At 66.5% G+C, this 20,520-nt stretch carries 20 protein-coding genes; 2 read left to right on the top strand and 18 right to left on the bottom strand.

Going from position 1 to position 20,520, the window contains the following annotated elements:
* Positions 1-104 precede the first annotated feature (104 nt).
* The gene (locus tag OG225_RS36710) at positions 105-557 is read left to right on the top strand and encodes a DUF1877 family protein (protein ID WP_216913366.1); all 453 of its coding nucleotides are present in this window, start codon (positions 105-107) and stop codon (positions 555-557) included.
* 75 nt (positions 558-632) lie between these two features.
* On the opposite strand, the gene OG225_RS36705 is transcribed toward OG225_RS36710, so the two are convergent.
* From OG225_RS36705 to ftsH, 18 genes are all read right to left on the bottom strand, one after another.
* On the bottom strand, positions 633-3,191 hold the full coding sequence (locus OG225_RS36705) for an ATP-dependent Clp protease ATP-binding subunit (RefSeq protein WP_216913368.1): 2,559 nt from the start codon (positions 3,189-3,191) through the stop codon (positions 633-635).
* 277 nt (positions 3,192-3,468) lie between these two features.
* Positions 3,469-4,206, bottom strand: coding sequence for a DUF1772 domain-containing protein (locus OG225_RS36700; protein WP_405179296.1), 738 nt, complete (start codon positions 4,204-4,206; stop codon positions 3,469-3,471).
* A 143-nt stretch (positions 4,207-4,349) separates the two neighbouring features.
* On the bottom strand, positions 4,350-4,910 hold the full coding sequence (locus OG225_RS36695) for an FHA domain-containing protein (RefSeq protein WP_254190225.1): 561 nt from the start codon (positions 4,908-4,910) through the stop codon (positions 4,350-4,352).
* 320 nt (positions 4,911-5,230) lie between these two features.
* Positions 5,231-5,590, bottom strand: a complete 360-nt coding sequence (locus tag OG225_RS36690; RefSeq protein ID WP_109525088.1) for an Lsr2 family protein — start codon at positions 5,588-5,590, stop codon at positions 5,231-5,233.
* A gap of 115 nt (positions 5,591-5,705) precedes the next feature.
* Entirely contained in the window at positions 5,706-7,184 is a 1,479-nt protein-coding gene (lysS, locus tag OG225_RS36685) for a lysine--tRNA ligase (protein ID WP_405183491.1), read from the bottom strand.
* A gap of 359 nt (positions 7,185-7,543) precedes the next feature.
* Complete coding sequence (locus OG225_RS36680; RefSeq protein ID WP_216913434.1) at positions 7,544-7,966, bottom strand: rhodanese-like domain-containing protein; 423 nt, start codon at positions 7,964-7,966, stop codon at positions 7,544-7,546.
* An 8-nt stretch (positions 7,967-7,974) separates the two neighbouring features.
* A complete protein-coding gene (locus OG225_RS36675; RefSeq protein ID WP_405179295.1) occupies positions 7,975-8,571 on the bottom strand; it encodes a cysteine dioxygenase in 597 nt (198 codons plus the stop codon).
* 188 nt (positions 8,572-8,759) lie between these two features.
* A complete protein-coding gene (locus tag OG225_RS36670; protein WP_109525086.1) occupies positions 8,760-9,551 on the bottom strand; it encodes a type III pantothenate kinase in 792 nt (263 codons plus the stop codon).
* A gap of 32 nt (positions 9,552-9,583) precedes the next feature.
* Positions 9,584-10,030, bottom strand: coding sequence for an aspartate 1-decarboxylase (panD, locus tag OG225_RS36665; protein WP_405179294.1), 447 nt, complete (start codon positions 10,028-10,030; stop codon positions 9,584-9,586).
* A gap of 14 nt (positions 10,031-10,044) precedes the next feature.
* Positions 10,045-11,013, bottom strand: a complete 969-nt coding sequence (gene panC, locus OG225_RS36660; protein ID WP_405179293.1) for a pantoate--beta-alanine ligase — start codon at positions 11,011-11,013, stop codon at positions 10,045-10,047.
* Positions 11,010-11,966 carry a Rossmann-like and DUF2520 domain-containing protein gene (locus tag OG225_RS36655; protein ID WP_405179292.1) on the bottom strand — a complete coding sequence of 319 codons (957 nt, stop codon included), beginning with the start codon at positions 11,964-11,966 and terminating at the stop codon, positions 11,010-11,012. Before OG225_RS36655 ends, panC begins: the two co-directional genes overlap by 4 nt.
* A gap of 124 nt (positions 11,967-12,090) precedes the next feature.
* The gene (locus OG225_RS36650; protein WP_405179291.1) at positions 12,091-13,482 is read right to left on the bottom strand and encodes a DUF6779 domain-containing protein; all 1,392 of its coding nucleotides are present in this window, start codon (positions 13,480-13,482) and stop codon (positions 12,091-12,093) included.
* 70 nt (positions 13,483-13,552) lie between these two features.
* Positions 13,553-14,029, bottom strand: coding sequence for a DUF3180 domain-containing protein (locus OG225_RS36645; RefSeq protein ID WP_405179290.1), 477 nt, complete (start codon positions 14,027-14,029; stop codon positions 13,553-13,555).
* Positions 14,026-14,559 carry a 2-amino-4-hydroxy-6-hydroxymethyldihydropteridine diphosphokinase gene (folK, locus tag OG225_RS36640; protein ID WP_405179289.1) on the bottom strand — a complete coding sequence of 178 codons (534 nt, stop codon included), beginning with the start codon at positions 14,557-14,559 and terminating at the stop codon, positions 14,026-14,028. Before folK ends, OG225_RS36645 begins: the two co-directional genes overlap by 4 nt.
* 28 nt (positions 14,560-14,587) lie before the next feature.
* Positions 14,588-15,007: a dihydroneopterin aldolase gene (gene folB, locus OG225_RS36635; RefSeq protein ID WP_405179288.1), complete on the bottom strand. Its 420-nt coding sequence runs from the start codon at positions 15,005-15,007 to the stop codon at positions 14,588-14,590.
* Complete coding sequence (gene folP / locus OG225_RS36630) at positions 15,004-15,858, bottom strand: dihydropteroate synthase (RefSeq protein ID WP_405183490.1); 855 nt, start codon at positions 15,856-15,858, stop codon at positions 15,004-15,006. Before folP ends, folB begins: the two co-directional genes overlap by 4 nt.
* A 105-nt stretch (positions 15,859-15,963) precedes the next feature.
* Positions 15,964-16,551: a GTP cyclohydrolase I FolE gene (gene folE / locus OG225_RS36625; RefSeq protein ID WP_405183489.1), complete on the bottom strand. Its 588-nt coding sequence runs from the start codon at positions 16,549-16,551 to the stop codon at positions 15,964-15,966.
* Between the two features lie 196 nt (positions 16,552-16,747).
* Positions 16,748-19,156 carry an ATP-dependent zinc metalloprotease FtsH gene (ftsH, locus tag OG225_RS36620; RefSeq protein ID WP_405179287.1) on the bottom strand — a complete coding sequence of 803 codons (2,409 nt, stop codon included), beginning with the start codon at positions 19,154-19,156 and terminating at the stop codon, positions 16,748-16,750.
* 417 nt (positions 19,157-19,573) lie between these two features.
* On the opposite strand from ftsH, the gene OG225_RS36615 reads away from it, so the two are divergent.
* Positions 19,574-20,518, top strand: a complete 945-nt coding sequence (locus OG225_RS36615) for a hypothetical protein (protein WP_405179286.1) — start codon at positions 19,574-19,576, stop codon at positions 20,516-20,518.
* Positions 20,519-20,520: the final 2 nt, after the last annotated feature.

Below are 20,520 nucleotides of genomic sequence, written 5' to 3'. Positions count from 1 at the left end.
TCGGGTAGTAGAGCGTGGCGGGATGCGCGGTCGCGCGCTGTCTGCTCACGCTGATACCGTCGCGGCACTTTGACCGAAAGAACGACCGGGGGTCGAATATGGGCATGATCATGAGCTTCGCGGCGATCACCACCGAGGAGTTGGCGAGCGTGCTCACAGATGCCGACGCGGTGACCGAACTCGTCGCGACGGGACCGAGAGCCGGATACGCCCGGGTGGATCTCGACAAATCATGGGACGGGATCCGCTATCTCATGCGCACGGCCGGGCTCGGTGTCGATCTGCTCGAAGACGGTCGCACGATCGGTGACGAGGGCACCATGTCCGGGTGGAGTACAGCCGATGTGGAACGCGCGGCCGTAGCCATGCGGGATGTGCCGTTCTCCGACCTGCTCGACCGGTACGACCCGAAGCAGATGGAAGACGCGGACGTGTACCCGAATATCTGGGCCACCGAATGGGCGCTGGACTACCTGCTCGATAACTACCGCCGATTGCGGCATTTCTTCATCGACACCGCGGCCGAGGGGCAGGCGGCGCTGATGGTGTGGGGCTGAGCGAGCCCCGAGGCAGGAGAACACGAAAAAAGCCCACCCACGGCGTGAACCGTGGGTGGGCCTTTTCGTGGTCGACTACTCGCCCGAGGCGGCCTCGGTCGGGCCTTCGGTCGCGCCGGTCAGCACGACTTCGGGCTTGTCCTCGGCGGCGGGGGCCTTGGTCAGCTTCGCCTTGGGGGTGAAGGTGAACTTGGCGTCCTCGCCGGAACCTTCGCCGTCCCAGCCCTCGACGTCGACGAAGACGGTCTGTCCGGGGCCGATCTCGCCGAAGAGGATCTTCTCCGAGAGCTGATCCTCGATCTCGCGCTGGATGGTGCGACGCAGCGGCCGCGCACCGAGCACCGGATCGAATCCACGCTTGGCCAGCAGCGCCTTGCCCTGCGCCGACAGCTCCATCGACATGTCCTTGTTCTTCAACTGCTTGCCGACGCGCTCGATCATCAGATCGACCATCTGCACGATCTGATCGGTCGTGAGCTGGTGGAACACAATGACGTCATCGATGCGGTTGAGGAACTCGGGCCGGAAATGCTTCTTCAGCTCGTCGTTGACCTTGAGCTTCATCCGCTCGTAGTTCGAGCCCTCGTTGTTGGACTGGGTGAAGCCGAGACCGACGGCCTTCGAGATATCCGAGGTGCCGAGGTTCGAGGTGAAGATCAGCACCGTGTTCTTGAAGTCGACGGTGCGGCCCTGGCCGTCGGTGAGACGACCGTCCTCGAGGACCTGCAACAGGGTGTTGTAGATCTCCTGGTGGGCCTTCTCGATCTCGTCGAACAGCACGACCGAGAACGGCTTGCGCCGCACCTTCTCGGTGAGCTGGCCGCCCTCCTCGTAACCCACGTACCCGGGAGGGGCACCGAACAGGCGCGAGGCGGTGAAGCGGTCGTGGAACTCGCCCATGTCGATCTGGATGAGCGCGTCGTCGTCGCCGAACAGGAAGTTCGCCAGCGCCTTGGACAGCTCGGTCTTACCGACACCGGACGGACCGGCGAAGATGAACGAACCGGACGGACGCTTCGGATCCTTCAGGCCGGCGCGAGTGCGGCGGATCGCCTTGGAGACCGCCTTGACGGCATCCTCCTGGCCGATGATCCGCTTGTGCAGCTCGTCCTCCATGCGGAGCAGACGGGTGGTCTCCTCCTCGGTGAGCTTGAAGACGGGGATACCGGTCCAGTTGGCCAGCACCTCGGCGATCTGCTCGTCGTCGACCTCGGCCACGACGTCCAGGTCACCCGAACGCCACTGCTTCTCCCGCTCGGCGCGCTTGGCGACGAGCTGCTTCTCCTTGTCGCGCAGCCGCGCGGCCTTCTCGAAGTCCTGCGCGTCGATGGCGCTTTCCTTCTCCCGGCGCGCGTCGGCGATCTTGTCGTCGAATTCGCGCAGGTCCGGCGGAGCGGTCATGCGACGGATGCGCATGCGCGCGCCCGCCTCGTCGATCAGGTCGATCGCCTTGTCCGGGAGGAACCGGTCGTTGATGTAGCGGTCGGCCAGGGTGGCGGCGGCGACGAGGGCGCCATCGGTGATGGAGACCCGGTGGTGTGCCTCGTAGCGGTCACGCAGACCCTTGAGGATGTTGATGGTGTGCTCGACGGTCGGCTCGCCCACCTGGACCGGCTGGAAGCGGCGTTCCAGGGCGGCGTCCTTCTCGATGTACTTGCGGTACTCGTCGAGGGTGGTCGCGCCGATGGTCTGGAGTTCACCACGGGCCAGTTTCGGCTTCAGGATCGAGGCCGCGTCGATGGCGCCCTCGGCCGCGCCCGCACCGACGAGCGTGTGCAGCTCATCGATGAACAGGATGATGTCGCCGCGGGTGTTGATCTCCTTGAGCACCTTCTTCAGGCGTTCCTCGAAATCACCGCGGTAGCGGCTGCCCGCGACCAGGGAACCCAGGTCGAGGGTGTAGAGCTGCTTGTCCTTGAGGGTCTCGGGGACTTCGCCGTTGACGATGGCCTGCGCGAGGCCCTCGACGACGGCGGTCTTACCGACACCGGGCTCGCCGATCAGCACCGGGTTGTTCTTGGTGCGGCGGCTCAGCACCTGCATGACGCGCTCGATTTCCTTCGAGCGGCCGATGACCGGGTCGAGTTTGCCCTCGAGCGCGGCCTGGGTCAGGTTGCGACCGAACTGGTCGAGCACCAACGAGGTGGACGGCGTACCCGCCTCACTCCGCGTGCCGGATTCGACGGCTTCCTTGCCCTGGTACCCGGACAGCAGCTGGATGACCTGCTGACGGACCCGGTTGAGGTCGGCGCCCAGTTTGACGAGCACCTGGGCGGCGACGCCCTCGCCCTCGCGGATCAGCCCGAGCAGGATGTGCTCGGTGCCGATGTAGTTGTGACCGAGCTGCAGCGCTTCGCGCAGGCTCAGTTCCAGCACCTTCTTCGCCCGCGGGGTGAAGGGGATGTGACCGGACGGGGCCTGCTGACCCTGGCCGATGATCTCCTCCACCTGGCTGCGCACACCCTCCAACGAAATGCCGAGGGATTCCAGCGACTTCGCCGCGACGCCCTCGCCCTCGTGGATCAACCCAAGCAGGATGTGCTCGGTGCCGATGTAGTTGTGGTTGAGCATCCGGGCCTCTTCTTGGGCCAGGACAACGACACGCCTCGCGCGGTCGGTGAACCTCTCGAACATCGCTCCCTCACTCTCCTGCTCAAGCCTTCACTGGCGTCCGACGCTTCAGTGCTGTTGTCCAACCTGTGGTCGTCAGCCTGCCATGAAGCCCGGGGGTTGCGGTCCCCGCCTCCACTCTAGTTGGCAGGGGTTCGAGCCGCCGCCGGTCCACCCTATTGGGGGCCGATGACAGCACCGTCATTCACTCACAACGTGAGCGATGCGGGATTCGTTTCCGTGCAGGTTTTGCCTACAGCGAACAACGGACTCCCGACCCCGCATCGGCCGCTTCTCCGCATCATCCTTCATAACCGCGGTGCTCGCCACACCGTGGAATCGGTGTGGCGAACGACGAACGCGCCGGATCGGCCGTCCCGCGGGTCGCGAGACCCGCGTTCCGTCCCTCCAGGGTAATCACCCGAGGGCGCGTGCTCCTATGCCCTGCCTGCCCGCGTACGGGCCGGGGTGTCCGGTACCGGACATCGGACGCGGCCTCCGAGGTTTCGGTCGCACCCGGAGCGGCTGACGCGTTCGCGCGGCCGTGCTGCACACCGGCGACGAACAACGCGCCGCACAGCACCAGGAACGCGGCGGTGTGCAGCACAGCTCTGACGATATTCCAACGGACCCAGGCGGATTCGAAATCGGCGCGGACCGCGCCCGGGTCCGCGAGCGCGGCGACGTCGCCGGCCGAGGCGAGTTGATCGTTCAACGGCACATTGAGGGTGCCCGTGACAGCGAAGGCGACCACATTGAGCGCCAACGCGATCCCGATCCAGATCAATGTCGCGCGGTGATCGGCGCCGAGATGCAGTGCCGCCGCGGCGACACTGCATACGAGCGTGCCGACGAATCCGACGAGGAACCACGGATTGATGATCACCACGTTGATCTTCTGCATCACGTCGATGATCGTGCGATCGTCGCCACGGCCGAGCGCGGGCATCACCGACATGGCGTAGGCGTAGAAAACCCCCGCGATCAATCCCGTCGCGAGTGTGGCCGCCACCAGGACGGCGATTCGGAGCGCGAACATATTCTTTTCTCCTGCCTCGGAAAACCCCTCCCGATCACGGTCGGGCTCGATACATCCGAGTCAACCGTTTCCGGGCGGGCTCCTCCATGGCCGAGAATCTCGGCTACCTGTTCAATCGTCTACCGCCCCCGAGGGGGCGCCGATCACAGATCCCGGTCGGAGATGATGCCGCTCTGCATGGCGAGAAAGGCCAGCCGCACGCGTTTCTGATTCTGCGGCAAACTCTCCACACCGAACTTGGCGAACAGCGCGCGCAGATGTGTCTTGATGGCGTCGACGCTGAGGAACAATTCCTCGGCGATCGCCTGATTGGACGCGGGTGTCGCGAAACTGGCGCCGTTCTTGTACGGCCTGCACAGCGCGATCAGAACCGACCGCTGGGTTTCGGTCAGCGAGCGCATCGTGGGGATGGAGCCGCTGGCGGTGCGGGTGGCGTCCTCGGCCACACTGCCGAAATCGTGGAAGGACACCAGCGAGGTGCCGACCCGGATGCGATCACCGGCCATCAGCCGGTGTCTGCCGACCAGCCGCTCACCGTTGACGAACGTTCCGTTGCGGGACAGACCATCGTCGACGATGGTCCAGTGCGCGCCGATGTACTCGACCGCCGCGTGCAGGCGGGAGACCTCGGCATCCCAGCTCAGGGTCAGATCGGCCTGGGGGGAACGTCCGATGGTGATCCGCTGCCGGTCGGGGGTCAGCATGATCTCCTGCTGACGACCGGCGTCATCGGTGAATCGCAACAATGATCCGATGAATCCTGTCACTGCGCCGATACCTCGTCTCTCCATACCGCCAGTGACATCCTTCGCACGGCTTCCATGGTGCCGCGCCGGGGTGGTCCGAGCAAGATCGCGTGGGGTCGTCGGCCGAGCACCTCGATTACCCGACCCTCCCACTATGGCGCAACGATGTCGGAACCGCCTACCGCGACCGATACCGGTCATACCCGGGCCGTATCACAAACGAAGCTGCCACCCCGGCGTCGCACGATTTCGCCCGGGGCGGCAGCCCGAATTCGATTTCAGCTCTTCGCAGCCTTGTTGTAAGCGTCGGTGATGTCGGCGGAGATACGACCCCGCGCGGATACCTTGTGCCCATTCCGGCGAGCCCACTCACGAATTGCGGCACTTTGTTCCCGGTCGATCGAGACCCGGCTCTTCGGACTCGCCGCGGCACCGGCGGCGGCTTTGACGCGCCGACGACCACTGACCCGGCGCGCGCTGGAAACCCACTGCTCCAGCTCGTCACGAAGCTTCGAAGCATTGGCCGACGACAGGTCGATCTCGTACGAAACACCGTCGATCGCGAACTCGATGGTCTCGTCCGCGATGGACTCACCGTCGACATCGTCGATCAGGCTAACGGTGACCTTCTTTGCCATGAGATGAACGTCCTCTCGAAATCGTGCGACCCGCATACTAGGCCGATTACCCGAGGCAAGAATACCTCGAATTCTAAAAATTCCAAGACGAGACTTCGGCTATGCAATCCAGCGCTCAGCGAGTGACCGGACGCACAATTGGGAACAGTATCGTTTCTCGGATTCCCAAACCTGTCAGCGCCATCAACAACCGATCGATTCCCATACCCGTTCCGGTTGTCGGCGGCATGCCGTGCTCCATCGCGGCGAGGAAGTCTTCGTCCAACACCATAGCCTCGTCGTCACCGGCGGCGGCAAGCCGTGCCTGATCCACGAAGCGTTCGCGCTGGATCACCGGATCTACCAACTCCGAATAGCCCGTTGCCAACTCGAAGCCGCGAACATAGAGATCCCACTTCTCGGTAACTCCGGGCTTGCTCCGATGCTGTCTGGTGAGCGGAGAAGTCTCCACCGGGAAGTCACGAACGAAAGTCGGCGCATACAACTTGTCGCCGTACTGATGCTCCCAGAGTTCCTCGACGAGTTTGCCGTGCCCGTAGCCCTTACCCGCGGGAATTTCCAGGCCGACCCGATCGGCGAGCGCAAGCAATTCCGCGACCGACGTTTCCGGGGTGACCGCTACGCCCAGCGCATCGGACAGCGACGGGTACATCTCGACCGTCGCCCACTCGCCGCGCAGATCATATTCGGTGCCGTCGGCGAGCATGACCACCTGGGTGCCGAACGCTTCCTGCGCGACTTCCTGCACCAATTCCCGAGTCATCCTGGCCGAGTCGTCATAGGTGCCGTATGCCTCGTAAGTTTCGAGCATCGCGAACTCCGGCGAATGTGTGGAGTCGGCGCCTTCGTTGCGGAAGTTCCTGTTGATCTCGAAGACCTTCTCCAGGCCGCCGACCACGCACCGTTTCAGGAACAACTCGGGCGCGATTCGAAGGTAGAGGTCCAAATCGAGGGCATTGGAATGGGTGACGAAGGGTCGCGCCGCCGCACCGCCGTGCAGGGTTTGCAGCATCGGGGTCTCGACCTCGAGAAAACCGCGGCGATCCAGCGCGGCACGAAGCGCGCGCACCACACCGACCCTGGTCCGCGCCATTTCCCTGGCCTCGGGACGCACGATCAGATCGACATAGCGCTGCCGAACGCGCGATTCCTCGTTCATCTCCTTGTGGGCCACCGGCAGCGGCCGCAGCGCCTTGGCCGACATGGACCAGGAATCGGCCATGACGCTCAATTCACCGGTCCGCGACGCGATCACCTCGCCGTGGACGAATACGAAATCGCCCAGATCGACGTCGGACTTCCAGGCCGCGAGCGCGTCGGGGCCGACACCGCTCAGGCTGATCATCGCCTGCAACTTGGTGCCGTCGCCCTCCTGCAGCGTCGCGAAACAGAGCTTTCCGGTATTGCGCAGGAAAATCACGCGACCCGCGACGCCGACCTGTAATCCGGTGTTGGTATCGGCGGCCAGGTCCGGATAGGCGGCACGAATTTCGGCGAGAGTATGGGTCCGCGGCACCACGACGGGATAGGCCTCGGTGCCCGACTCGAGCAACCGTTCCCGCTTGTCCCGCCGAATGCGGATCTGCTCGGGAATGTCGTCGACGGCCGGTGCGGGACGGCCCGACTTGCCCCCGGCAGCCGACGCCTTCGTAGGCTCGGAAGAAGGGGGTTGGGGGGTGCTCACGACCGCCCGTCGCTGACGCTCGGCGGGGTCGCGAGCAATGCTGCTGCGCCTATGGATCGCTCGCTACGCTCACTCACAACCAACTACCCTAGCGGGCAGCGGAAATCGTTTTGCGAGCCGCCCGGGCAGTGCCGCGCGAATGCCCGTCCGATGCCGATTTCTCCTGGCCTCGGCGCACGGCTTTACCCGGCGGCGGACCCGGCGATAACCGGGGGCCGTCCGAAACCTATTGCGTCGCCGAAAAACTCGACGGGGGGTCGATCGCCGAATTACAGCGAAGCCAGCGAAGCCACCTCACGGGTGAAGTGTGACGCGCGGATTCCGATGGTCAGCAGTCCGGCCGCCTTCAAGGCCTGGTAGCCGCCGACCAGATCGGTCGCCCGGTGCAGGCCGAGTTCTTGCAGCGACGCCGCCGCCAGGCTGGAGGTATAACCCTCCGAGCACAGGATGATCCATTCCACGTCGTGATCGGTGGCCGTGGCCAACCGCGCGGAACTGGTCGGATCGAGCCGCCACTCCAGCACATTCCGTTCGATGACGAGCGCGCCCGGCAGGGTGCCCTCACGGCCACGCTGGGCCTGCGGCCGGATATCGACCAGGATCGCTCCCCTGGCGAGTGCCTCCGGCAATTCGAAGGCGTAGATCCGATTCAAACGGGCGCGCGCGTTGTCGAGCATCTGATCGATGGTCAGGCGGCTCATCACATATCACCTTCGGGCTGGTCGGTGAGAACGGTCGAGGTACGTCGCAGGGTGCCGTGACCGGTCACCTCGTAGTACGACATAGCGGTGAGCGGCGGCGAATACGCGTGCACACTCAGTGTGGGTTCGAGCGGGCCGACCGATTCCACGGCGGCGGGCGCGCGCATGACATCGTGCACCCAGCCGATAGGGAAAGAAGCCTGATCACCCGCGGCCAACGTGCGGCTGCGCAATTCGGTGCCATTCCAGCGGAATTCCGAGAGAGCGCCGCTGAGCACGGTGAGCGCGCCGAGCGAACCCGCGTGGTCGTGCAATTCGGTGGATTTTCCCGGCGTCCAACTGATCAGCCAGACATCGACCTCGTCGTCGGAGAGCAACCGGGTGGCCCAGCGCTCCTCGGACGGCCAGATGCCATGGTCGGGCAGCAGATGGTCGTAACGTCCCGCGAGGACGTCTTCGGCGCCCTCGTCGGTCAGGCGCAACAGATCCGCGGGACGCAATCGCGTCGGCAACGCGGAGGCCACGGCTCGATCGATCGGCGGAACGGCCGAATGGCGATCACGTCCGGAAGTAAGGGAAAGGACGGAAGAACGCATGAGCGAATCTCCAGGATTTGTGCGACGGTCGAGGGACGTAGTCAGCCTCGAACTGTCGAGGCCAAATCAGCCTCGACAACACTCCGTATTCAGATCCTGGGTGCTCACGCCGTAATACACAGGGGCGAGCATAGCAGCGGATCCGCGATGAGCAACACCCGCTCGACAGTGATCTACGCCCCACCCGTTCATTTTCGGCGCAGCTGATTGCGCTCGTAGACCAGGCGCAGGCCGATCAGGGTGAGATGCGGTTCGTGATGGTCGATGGTCTCGGACTCGGGGACGATCAGCGGCGCGCTGAACCCCGTCGCCACCACCGCGACATCGTCGCCCGCGAAGGCGTCGAACTCGTCGCGTATGCGATCGATGAGTCCGTCCACCATGCCCGCGAATCCGAAGACCGCCCCGGATTGAATGGCCTCGACGGTGTTCTTACCGACCACCGAACGCGGTCTCGCCAATTCCACCCGGCGCAGCGCGGCCCTTTCGATCAGGGCTTCGCTGGAGATCTCCACACCCGGCGCGAGCACGCCGCCGAGAAATTCTCCCTTGGCCGAGACCAGATCGACCGTGGTCGCCGTGCCGAAATCCACGACGATCGCCGCTTTTTCGAAACGATGATGCGCGGCAAGGGTGTTCACGATCCGATCGGCGCCGATCTCCTTCGGATTGTCGACCAGCAGCGGAATTCCGGTGCGCACACCGGGTTCGACTACCACGTGCGGAACGTGATGCCAGTAGCGGTCCAGCATCGTGCGCAATTCCCGCAGCACCGGCGGCACGGTCGACAGCGCGGCGACGCCGACGACCTGTTCCAGATGTTCGCCGACCAGTCCACGCACCTGCATGGCGAATTCGTCGGCGGTCAGCAGCGGATTCGTGTGCATCCGCCAGTGCCGCGCCAATTTCGCGTGCGAACCGCTTCCGGAGAACAACCCCAGTTCGATACTCGTATTGCGGACATCGATGGTCAGCAGCATTGCTCAACCGATCCCGTAGGTCGCGGTGCTCGTCAGGCGAAGGCCAGGGGCGCGGGACGATCGGCCGCGTTCAGCGAACGCGGCGAGGTCAGGCCCGAACCCTGCGGCGCGTGCGCCGGATCCGAACCGAGGTCGGTCGGGCGGTTGCGGTCGTCGACGAAGACGACCTTGGGGGCGTAACCCGCGATCTCCCGCTCGTTCATCATGCCGTAGGCGATGAGGATGACCAGATCGCCCGGATGCACCAGATGTGCTGCGGCGCCGTTGATTCCGATGACGCCGGACCCGCGCTCGCCCGCGATGACATAGGTCTCGAGGCGGGCGCCGTTGTCGATGTCGACGATGCAGACCTGCTCGCCCTCCAGCAGATCGGCGGCATCGAGCAGATCCTGGTCGACGGTCACCGAACCGACATAGTGCAGATCGGCGTGGGTCACGGTGGCCCGGTGGATCTTGGATTTCATCATGGTGCGCAACATCTGTGTCGCCTTTCCTACTGAGCTGCCCGAGCGGGCGTGGAATCGGCCCCGGGCTGCCGGGGCTCGGAGGTCGGGGAAGCGGACACGGTCGGATGGCCGTCGATCGTGACACCGAGCGGGACGGCCGCGTTGTCGATCAGCCGGGTGGCGCCGACCCTGGCCGCGACGAGGAGCCTGGCATTGCCCCCGGCGAGGACAGCCTCGACCGGTTCGAGAGTCGATGAACGCAGTTCCAGGTAGTCGAGTTCGATACCCGGCGCCTCATCGAGCACCGCGCGCGCGGCGGCGAGCGCGCCGTCGGCGCCGAGACCGCCCGCGTGTCTGCCCGCGGCCAGCGCCGCCGACAGGGCGAGCGCCGATTCACGTTGCGCGGCATCGAGATACCGGTTGCGCGAGGACATGGCAAGGCCGTCGGTCTCGCGCACGGTCGGCAGCGGGACGATCTTCACGTCGAAATTCAGATCGCGGACCATCTGCCGGATCAAGGTCAGCTGCTGATAGTCCTTCTCACCGAAGAACGCCTCGGACGGGCGCGCGATCTGTAGCAGTTTGGCGACCACGGTGAGCATGCCCGCGAAATGCGTCGGCCTGCTCGCGCCCTCCAGCTCCGCGCCGAGCGGGCCGGGATGCACGGTGGTGCGCGGGCCGTCGGGGTACATATCGGCGACGCTGGGCGCGAAGACCAGATCGACGCCCTCGGACCGCAGCAGTTCGACATCGGCGTCGAGGGTGCGCGGGTATTTGTCGAGATCCTCGTTCGCGCCGAATTGCAGCGGATTGACGAAGATCGAGACGATCACCACCTGATTGGTGCGCTTGGCGCGGCGCACGATCTCCAGGTGACCTTCGTGCAGCGCGCCCATCGTCGGCACCAGGCCGATGGTGCGCCCGACACCGCGCAGCGCCTTGGCGATCGCGCCGAGCGCGGCCGGATCGTGGTGCACGGCCAGCTCACCCGGCCGGTACGAGGGTCGATTCGTCATCGGGTCCGTCCTTCCAGGAGCTCGATCAGGGCGGGATCGGTCCCGGCCCATTGGGCGGTGCGCAACGAGAGCGCGCGATAACTCGCGGCCACCTGCGGGTCCACGGCGTCGAGCGCTTCCAGGTGGGCCGCGACGGCCGCGGTGTCACCTCGGGCGACCGGTCCGGTCAGAGCGGCGCGACCGCGACGCAGGGCATTGTCGAGCGCGGCCGAGGCCAGCGGTGCGAGCAGCCGCTCGGCCAGGCCGTTGGGCTGATCGTTGACCAGTTGCTGACCGAGCAGCCCCTGACCCGACAGCGCCTCGCGCAGCGCGGCGACCGCGTCGACGATCACCGTCACCAGGTGGTTACTGCCGTGCGCGAGCGCGGCGTGGTACAGCTGGCGGTTCTCCTCCCGCACCCGCACCGGCTCGCCGCCCATCTCGATGACCAGCGATTGCGCGATGGCGTAGCCGATATCGTCGGCCGCGGTGACGCCGAAACAGGCATTGCCCAGGCGGGCGACATCCTCGTCGTGCCCGGTGAAGGTCATGGCCGGGTGGATCGCCAGCGGCAGCGCGCCCATCGCCGCGAGCGGACCGAGCACCGCCACGCCGTTGGCGCCGGAGGTGTGCGCCACGATCGTGCCCGCGCGCACCGCGCCGGAACTCGCCAGACCGCGTACCAGGCCGGCCAGTTCGGCGTCGGGCACCGCGAGCAGCAGCAGTTCGCTGCGCTCGGCCACCTTCTCGACCGGCAGGATCTCCGAATCGGGCAACCTGGTCCGCGCCCGGTGTACCGAGGCGTCGGAAATCGCCGAAACACCGAACACCACGTGTCCGGCACGTTCCAGCGCCGCGCCGAGGGCCGAACCCACGCGTCCCGCCGAGACGATTCCCACCGTCAGCCGTGCGGGCGCTGGGTCGAAATCCTTCGATCCCTTACCTGAACTCTCGGGCGCGTTGTCGGAAGTCACGCTTCTCGAGGTCAACATTGTCCTCTCGATGTCGTTCCAGTCCCGCGGGGCGGGTACCAGACGTTACGAGTTGAGGATATCGGCCGGGGATTTGCCGACGCCATGCCCCCCGGCGTGATGTGCGCTACCCGCGACCGTTGCCGTTCTCCTCGGACTGGAGGTTGGCCATGATCTCGGCGACCGAGAGCCGTCGAGAGGGGCTGCCCGAACCCGAATCCTCATCGACCCTGCGGCGTCGGCGCGCGGTGCCGACCTGACGTACCGGGGCGGCCGGTGTCGTCGGGCGCGGTGCGGCGTGAGTGGGTTCGGGACGCTGTTGCGCGGCGCGGCGCTCTTCGGCCCGCTTGTCCTCGGCTCGCTGCTCCTCGGCCCTGCGCTGCTCGGCGTGTTCGTTCTCGACCCGCTGCTCCTCGACCCGCTGCTCCTCGGCGCGGCGGTTCGCTTCGTCGGAGCCCCTCGCCTCGGTGAACGCGTCGGACCAGACCGACGAATCACTCGTGCGTCCACCGTTCGCCGCGGCCGATTCGTCGTAGTCATCGGAATAGTCGTAACCGTCGGCGAAGTCGTATCCGCCGGTATTGCCGGACTGTTCGCGACGGCCGTCATCGACGGCATCGCCGTATTCGTTGCTGTCGCCGCATTCATTGCCATCGCCGTACCCGCTGCCGGAGATGCCCGCATCACCGTCGCGGTAGGAGTTCCCGTAGCCGTCGGTGGTGGCGAACCTGTCCGCGGCGCGGTAATCGGCGGCGGCGAGATCGGAATCCGCGTATCGGTAACCGTCGTCGAATTCGCCGGAGGGGTAACCGTCGGAATCCGCGCCCGAATCCCCGGCACTGCCCGGTCGGATGCCACCCGCGTGCTCTGCCGGAACGACCGCGGTCTCGGCGGTGACCGGCTCGTCGAACGGGCTCGCGAAGAGGGGCGGTTCGGGATGGTGCGGTTCGAAGACGGGGGTGATGGTGCTGCGGGGCGGATGCGGCAGATGTGGACCCCAGCCATCGGCATTCGCGGAGCTATTGTTCGCCGGGCGTTCGGCGCCGCGCTCGAGTTCCTGGATCCGGGTAGCGTCGGCGCGCAGGGCGGGCCGGTCGGCGAGTAGCTCACCGTCGAAGAGGCGCTGCAAATTCTGCCGGAGGATGGACAGTTCCATGCGCAGCGCCGCCATTTCGGAGGCGTCGGCGCCGACCTCTTCACGCACCCGGGACTCGACTCCGAGTTCGTATTCGCGCCGTGCTGTGATCTCGCGTTCCAGCTGCAGTTCGTAGACGGTTTGCAGATCGCGCGCCTTGGCCTTGTCGACCGCGGATTCCTTGCGGAATTTCGTCGCGGCCAACGCACCGATCGCGGCCGCCCACAGCGCGGCAACCAGTCCGATCCGCACGAATTGGAGGCTATTGCTGAAGACCAGGAAAACGCTGGCAACCAGCCCGAGAAGGATCAACGTACCGATGAACAATTTTCCCGCTTCGTCCCGTCGCCGACGGGAAGTGCTGCTACGGGAGGGTGAAACCATGAACGCCAGGGTAGCCCGGATGCGACCGCCCGCCCACAAATTCATTCTGTGATTCCACCCGGAACGATTGCTAAGTGGTAGCCGTATCATCGGTCGGGTCTTCCGGTGCCCGACAGCAATACTCGAGCCACAACGCGGCGCCGACCAGGGCGGCTCCCGCCAGCAGGCCGACGATCGCGCCGGGAGAATCGGCGGTGGCCGCGCGTAGCGTTCCGCGCTGCGGGAACACCCAGAACAGGAAGCCGAGCCAGATCCCCGAGGCGATCGCGCCCACGTGTGCCGATGCCTTCGCCAGCGCCACCGCCCGAGCGACGGTGATCGGATGCAACTGATGCCTGCCGTCACCGATCTCACGATCGTTGACCCTGGCCCGGATGACGAAGGCCAGCGCCACCTCGATCGCGGCCACCGGATACAGCGAGGCGCCCGCCAGCACCGAGATCGGCGGAAAACTGCTGTAGGCGACCCTGGTCGCGATCCATGCCGCGATCGTGGCGACGAGGAAATCCGCCACCAGATCCAGCACGCGGGTCGGTGAGAGTTTCACGAGGCGCCCCTCGGCTCGCCCGACAACGACAACTCGGTCCGCAGCACCCCGTCGCGCTCCTCGTCCGCCAATTCGGCCAGCAGCTCACGCACCGTACGGATCGCACCGTCGACGGGCAATGTCGCGTCCGGTTCGACCTCCAGCCACGGCACCAGCACGAAAGCCCGATGACGCGCCTGCGGATGCGGCAGCGTCAGCACCGGATCGTCGCTGAGGATCGGCTCGGTCCCGGTACCGCACCAGACCACGTCCACATCCAGGGTGCGCGCACCCCAGCGGATGACGCGCACCCGCTCGGCCGCCTGTTCCATCCGCTGCCCCTCGGCCAGCCAATCCCGACAGTCGAGATCCGGATCATCCACCAGCACAACGGCATTCAGATAGTCGTCCTGATCGACACCGCCCCACGGCGGCGTCGAGTACACCGAGGACACCGCCACGACCCGACCGCCGAAACCGTCGACGACACCGCGCAGGTAGCCGAGCCGATCACCCATGTTGGAACCGATCGACAGAACCGCCCGGCTCACGAACGCGCCTCGCGGGCACCGGTCCCGATCATCCGGTCACCGCCCTGGTCCGCGAGGTGACCACCCGGACATCGGCGAAGGTGTGCGGAATCGGCGCTGAGGGTTTGTGCACGACCACCTCGACGGCGCGGATCCGCGGATCGGTCATCACGTCGTCGGCGACCTCGGAGACCACCGTCTCGATCAGATCGCGCGGGGTGCCAGACACGATCCGCACCGCCCGATCCGCGAGCGCGCCGTAGTCCACGGTGGCGGCGAGGTCGTCGGAAGCGGCGGCCGCGGCGAAATCCACCCAGACGGTGAGATCGATGATGAACTCCTGGCCGTCGCGTTTCTCGTGCTCGAAGACGCCGTGGTGGCCGAACACGCGCAATCCGCGTAGTTCGATCCGGTCCGCACCGGAACCGAGGCCGCGCTCACGGCCGGAATCGATGGACGTTTCGGTCATCCGGTCGCTCCCCGTGACGATGCGCCCGCCGACGCGGCGGCGTGCGGTTGATCGGCGGCGGCCCGCCAGGCATCGGTCACCGCGAGCGCGTCCAGCGAGGCGCGGACATCGTGCACCCGGACACCCCACGCGCCGTGCAGCGCGGCCAGCGCCGAGATGGTCGCGGTCGCCGTCTCCCTGCCGTCGGGCGGGCGCGGGCCCGACTCGCCGGCCAGCAGCGCGCCGAGAAAACGTTTGCGTGACGCGCCGATCAGCACGGGGAGCCCGTCGGCCACCAACCGCGGCAGCGCGCCGAGCAGGGCCCAGTTGTGTTCGGCGTTCTTGGCGAAACCGAGGCCGGGATCGAGCAGCAGTCTGTGCGGGTCGACGCCCGCGGCGACAGCCATGTCCACCTGGGCGTTCAGTTCCGCGCGCACCTCGACGACGACATCGTCGTAGTGGTCGGCGGGACCGGTATGGCGGTAATCGGCCGCAGCCCGCCAGTGCATGAGGATCCAGGGGATATCCGCCGCGGCGACGACGTGCACCATCGCCGGGTCGGCGCGGCCGCCCGACACGTCGTTCACGATCGAGACCCCCGCCACGATGGCGGCCTCGGCCACGTCGGCGCGCATGGTGTCGACACTGGTCGGCACACCCGCTTCGACCAGCGCGCGGATCACCGGGGTCACCCGCGCGGCTTCGGTACCCGGATCGATCCGGATCGCGCCGGGGCGTGTTGACTCACCGCCGACGTCGATGATGTCGGCGCCGAGTTCGTACAGCGCGATGCCGTGCGCGACGGCGCGATCGGTGTCGAGATATCGGCCACCGTCGGAGAACGAGTCACTGGTGACGTTCACCACGCCCATCACCACGCAACCGCGACCGGAACGCGGGGTGAGGATTCCGACTCGCGTCACCGGCTCACCGCCGCTGTGACCCTCGCGCTCCCGGATTCCGCCACCGCCGCTGCCTCACTTCCGAAGAATGAGGTCGAGTGCCTCCGAACGCGAGGAGGCGCTGGTCTGCAACAGTCCGCGCACCGCCGAGGTGGTCGTGCTCGCACCCGGCTTGCGGATACCGCGCATCGCCATGCACAGGTGTTCCGCCTCGACGACCACGATCGCGCCGCGCGGATCCAGCTTCCGCATGACCGCGTCGGCGATCTGGCTGGTCAGCCGTTCCTGGACCTGAGGGCGCTTGGCGTAGAGATCGACCAGCCTGGCGAGTTTGGACAACCCGGTGACCCGACCGTGTGCGCCGGGGATGTAGCCGACGTGCGCGACACCGTGGAAGGACACCAGGTGGTGTTCGCAGGTCGAGTACAGCGGAATGTCGCGGACCAGCACCAATTCCTGGTGCCCCTCGTCGAACGTGGTGTTCAGCACCGCGTCCGGCTCGGTGTACAGACCGGCGAAGACTTCCCGGTAGGCGCGGGCGACACGGGCGGGAGTGTCGAGCAGCCCCGGTCGATCGGGATCCTCGCCGACCGCGATCAGCAATTCTCGAACGGCCGCCTCGGCGCGCGGTTGGTCGAACGGACGCCCGCTCTCCACCGCGATGAGTTCCGGCCTGGCCTGATCCGCGTCGGACCCGCCGCGTTCGGCCCCCTCGGAGCCGTTGCGCGTCTGATCGACGACGTCATGCTTGGGCGACAATCGAGGACACCTCCAAAATCCCGGGTGCAGCAATCACTAGGCACCCCGATGGTCGAGCGTAATCGGCCGCTTCCGGTGGCCTCACAGGGCCACCGGAAAATCAGTGCCGACCGTTCGGTCCTTCCCAGTCCCGATTCTCGCCATCGTTCTGCTGAGCGGGTTCGTCGTAGCCACCGCGGTCGTATCCGCGATCCGCACCGGGCTGCCCCTGCTGCGGATTGGCCCACGGCTGGTAGCCGCCGTGCTGATCGCCCTGGCCGGACCGTCCGCCGCCGTACCCCTGCTGTCCCGACTGCTGCGGTTCGTCGCGCGGCGGCCAGCCCGGAGCCGACCAGCCCGCGGGAGCGCCGTAATCCGGACGCGAACCGTGCGTCGGACCGCCCTGGCGGGGCAGCGCGTGGGTCGGGGCCTGCGGCAAGGGGTAACCACCGGTCGGATAGCCGCCCGAGGATCCCGGATGGCCGTACTGCGGCTGGGCCTGGTAGCCCTCCTGCGGGTAGCCGTTGGCGGGCGCGGGCTCGCGTTGCGCGGTCGCGGCGGCGGGCAGCGGAACCACCGGCTCCGGCGGCCACGGCTCGCCGCGCTCGGCGGCCAGTTCACCCGGCGTCTTGACCGGCGGCTTGTCCGAGGGCACCCGATCGCCGAAATCGTTGAACGCGGTGATGCGCGGACGTTTCTGCACCGCGGTGAGCAACGGCTCCAGTTCCTTGCGGTGCAGCGTCTCCTTCTCGAGCAGCGCCGTCGCGAGAACGTCGAGCACGTCGCGGTACTCGTTGAGAATCGACCACGCCTCGGTGTGCGCGGCCTCGATCAGGTTGCGCACCTCCTCGTCGATGGCGCCCGCGACCTCGTGCGAGTAGTCCGAACTCACGCCCATCGAGCGGCCGAGGAACGGATCGCCCTGTTCCTGGCCGTAGCGCACCGCGCCCAGACGCGAACTCATGCCGTATTCGGTGACCATGGCGCGCGCGATCTTGGTGGCCTGGTCGATATCGGAGGACGCGCCGGTGGTCGGCTCGTGGAACACAAGTTCCTCGGCCGCGCGGCCACCCATCGCCATCACCAGGCGGGCGATCATCTCCGAGCGGGTCATCAGGCCCTTGTCGTCCTCGGGCACCGTCATGGCGTGACCGCCGGTGCGACCGCGGGCGAGGATGGTGACCTTGTAGACCGGTTCGATATCGGGCATCGCCCACGCGGCCAGGGTGTGACCACCCTCGTGGTAGGCGGTGATCTTCTTCTCGTGCTCGCTGATGATGCGACTCTTGCGGCGGGGGCCGCCGATGACGCGGTCGACCGATTCCTCCAGCGAGTCGCCGGTGATCACGGCGCCGTTCTCGCGGGCGGTGAGCAGCGCGGCCTCATTGATGACATTGGCGAGATCCGCGCCGGACATGCCGACGGTGCGCTTGGCGAGACCGTCGAGGTCGGCGTCGGGGGCGATCGGCTTGCCCTGCGAATGCACGCGCAGGATGGCGCGACGGCCCGCGAGATCCGGATTGCCGACCGGGATCTGACGGTCGAAACGACCGGGACGCAGCAACGCGGGATCGAGGATGTCGGGGCGGTTGGTCGCGGCGATCAGGATGATGCCGGTGCGGTCGCCGAAGCCGTCCATCTCGACGAGCAACTGGTTCAGCGTCTGCTCGCGCTCGTCGTGACCGCCGCCGAGGCCCGCGCCACGTTGACGGCCGACCGCGTCGATCTCGTCGACGAAGATGATGCACGGGCTGTTCTGCTTGGCCTGTTCGAACAGGTCGCGCACACGGGAGGCGCCGACACCGACGAACATCTCGACGAAATCCGAACCGGAGATCGTGAAGAACGGCACACCCGCCTCGCCCGCGACAGCGCGCGCGAGCAGCGTCTTACCCGTTCCCGGCGGACCGTAGAGCAGCACGCCCTTGGGGATCTTCGCGCCGAGCGCCTGGTAGCGCACCGGATTCTGGAGGAAGTCCTTGATCTCGTACAGCTCTTCGACGGCCTCGTCCGCGCCCGCCACATCGGAGAACGTGGTCTTGGGCATGTCCTTGGACAGCTGTTTGGCCTTCGATTTACCGAAGCCCATCATGCCGCCGCGGCCACCGCCCTGCATACGAGCCATGACGAAGAGGAAAAGGCCGAGCAGGATGACCGTCGGCAGGACGAACAACAGGATCTGGGTGAGCAGACTCTCCTGTTTGACCACCGTGTCGTACGGTGCGCCGGATTTCTGGACCGCGTCGAATATCTGCGCCGAGGTCTCACTGCCGCCGGGGAACTTGGCGATGATCTTGCTCTCGCCCTCGGTGGCGTCGTTGCCGTTGTTCAGCTCGATCCGCAACTGCTGTTCGCGGTCATCGATCTGGACGTTCTTGACGTTGCCCTTGTTCTCGAGCTGGCTCAGGGCCACCGACGTATCGACGCTCTTCCAGCCGCGCGTGTCGTTACCGAAATAGCTGAACGCATAAACAACGAGCAGGATGCCCGCGATTATGGCCAGAGTGCGAAACACTGTCTTGCGGTTCATAGAGCGTCGGCCGGGTGGCCAGTCCTTTCCGGTGTCTCCGGTCTGCCTAGCGGAACGTCGGGCGGCGTCTGTGTCGCAACCCGCCGTGGCGGTGTCGGATCACACCCTCGCCCACCCGCGTGCGGGACGGATTCGGATGCGGACAAGCCACGTTACCGCGTACGGTCTACTCGATACATCGCGCAGTTCGGCAGTTGGTGCAGTTCGACAGGTAAACGGCCGGGGAACGAAGGTGGTTCCCGAGATCCCCGCTCCGGTTTACCCCGAGTGGTCACAATCATGGCATGTTCGGCCTATCGTGAGCGACGACACAACATCGCGGAGTGGTCGAGCGGCCTCGAAGGAGGTGGGCGAAGCGACAGATTTTCGCCGCGCAGGTCGCCCGCATACGCCACACCAGACAAGAGCGCAGGGGGTATGGACATAGTCGAGCTACGGACACCCACAGCGATAGTGCGCCACGGTCACGGACGATTGATCGTCCTACGGCCGGGGAGCGAAGGCGAGCGCGTACTCGACGTACCGGTCACCGACCTACTCAAGGTCAGGCTGAACCGTCGCGCCGACGACGCCGTCGTCATCGAGATCTTTCTGCGTTACCCCACCCCGGTGCTGACCGGCGTGCCCGCCGACCGCACCCCGCTTCCCGTGCTCATCGCCGAGCACGACGTCCCCGCCGCGACGGGGATCGTCGACCGGATCAACGATCAGGTGCTGGCGAGCCAGCGCATCGACGTCGCCGCGCCCGATCTGCATCCGCCCGCTCCCAGCTGGGCCAAGAGTGGCCCCACCCGCGCCGATGTCGAGCGCGCGGTGCGCAGGATGACCCCGAGGCGCGAGGTGAAATCCGCCGTCGCGGCCCTGCACCGTTACGTCACCCCCGACGAATACGTGCTGGAGACCGCGATCGCCGTCGGCCATCCGCCCGCGGGAACCGGTCAGGGGTTGCTCGCCGCGACCACCGAACGGCTGTTGTTCGTCTCGATCGGTCCCGGTGAGCGCTACGCGCACGAACTGCCGATTCCGGCCGTGCTGTGGGCTCGCACCACCGACGGCGTCCCGTCCGCGCCCGGCGAGATCGGCGCGCGTGGGGAAGCCGGTATCGATGTGCACGACGGCAATGTCACGCTCCACTTCACCGGCACCGAACGCGCCGATACCGAGCGGGTCACCTGCGCGGTGAATTTCGCGATCCGTCGCGATTCCGCCGACGGCGCCGCTGGGCCGGCCGATCCCGGTGTGGCACAGCTGTATTCGGAATGGGAACTGCTGGTGGAACGGCATTCCCTCGGCATGGTGGACGACACGCAGTTCCAGCGATACGGCAGGGGCATCCTGCGGTCGTTGCCCGACGGCGGATAGCG

Source organism: Nocardia sp. NBC_01377, assembly GCF_045040005.1.
In the GTDB taxonomy this organism is placed as follows: Bacteria; Actinomycetota; Actinomycetes; order Mycobacteriales; family Mycobacteriaceae; genus Nocardia; species Nocardia noduli.
Note: the sequence above shows the minus strand (reverse complement) of the source record. Positions and strands in the feature narration are given on the sequence as shown.

Bases quoted from the DNA above. Each gene is read 5' to 3' on its own strand.
- OG225_RS36710 (WP_216913366.1), top strand. From the start codon at position 105: ATGATCATGAGCTTCGCGGCGATCACCACCGAGGAGTTGGCGAGCGTG.
- OG225_RS36705 (WP_216913368.1), bottom strand. From the start codon at position 3,191: ATGTTCGAGAGGTTCACCGACCGCGCGAGGCGTGTCGTTGTCCTGGCC.
- OG225_RS36700 (WP_405179296.1), bottom strand. From the start codon at position 4,206: ATGTTCGCGCTCCGAATCGCCGTCCTGGTGGCGGCCACACTCGCGACG.
- OG225_RS36695 (WP_254190225.1), bottom strand. From the start codon at position 4,910: ATGCTGACCCCCGACCGGCAGCGGATCACCATCGGACGTTCCCCCCAG.
- OG225_RS36690 (WP_109525088.1), bottom strand. From the start codon at position 5,590: ATGGCAAAGAAGGTCACCGTTAGCCTGATCGACGATGTCGACGGTGAG.
- OG225_RS36675 (WP_405179295.1), bottom strand. From the start codon at position 8,571: ATGCGTTCTTCCGTCCTTTCCCTTACTTCCGGACGTGATCGCCATTCG.
- OG225_RS36670 (WP_109525086.1), bottom strand. From the start codon at position 9,551: ATGCTGCTGACCATCGATGTCCGCAATACGAGTATCGAACTGGGGTTG.
- panD (WP_405179294.1), bottom strand. From the start codon at position 10,030: ATGTTGCGCACCATGATGAAATCCAAGATCCACCGGGCCACCGTGACC.
- panC (WP_405179293.1), bottom strand. From the start codon at position 11,013: ATGACGAATCGACCCTCGTACCGGCCGGGTGAGCTGGCCGTGCACCAC.
- OG225_RS36650 (WP_405179291.1), bottom strand. From the start codon at position 13,482: ATGGTTTCACCCTCCCGTAGCAGCACTTCCCGTCGGCGACGGGACGAA.
- folB (WP_405179288.1), bottom strand. From the start codon at position 15,007: ATGACCGAAACGTCCATCGATTCCGGCCGTGAGCGCGGCCTCGGTTCC.
- folP (WP_405183490.1), bottom strand. From the start codon at position 15,858: ATGGGCGTGGTGAACGTCACCAGTGACTCGTTCTCCGACGGTGGCCGA.
- ftsH (WP_405179287.1), bottom strand. From the start codon at position 19,156: ATGAACCGCAAGACAGTGTTTCGCACTCTGGCCATAATCGCGGGCATC.
- OG225_RS36615 (WP_405179286.1), top strand. From the start codon at position 19,574: ATGGACATAGTCGAGCTACGGACACCCACAGCGATAGTGCGCCACGGT.